1 pseudogene is annotated in these 241 nt (G+C 56.4%); it reads right to left on the bottom strand.

The features are described 5' to 3' along the window. A pseudogene (locus P0D80_RS51730) lies at window positions 1-241 on the bottom strand (sensor histidine kinase); the annotation flags it as partial.

Here is a 241-nt window from a genome sequence, read left to right as displayed (position 1 = left end):
TCGTCCAGCGAGTGATCGATAAGATCGCGCAAGCCGTTCAGGCTCCGCTCCAAAACCGACCCCGTAGCCCCGGACAGGTTTAAATTTCCGGTCTTGGCTGCGGTAAACGCAAGCGTCGCGGTTTGAAGAAAATTACGCAATTCATGTGCGAAAAAACCCAGTCGCTCATGCATCTGGACGGCTTGCCTGTCCGCGACGGCGAAATCGCGCTGATAGCTGAATTCCGTGACCGCGTCGGCGA

The sequence above is a fragment of the Paraburkholderia sp. RL17-373-BIF-A genome, from assembly GCF_046030175.1.
GTDB lineage: Bacteria > Pseudomonadota > Gammaproteobacteria > Burkholderiales > Burkholderiaceae > Paraburkholderia.
Note: the sequence above shows the minus strand (reverse complement) of the source record. Positions and strands in the feature narration are given on the sequence as shown.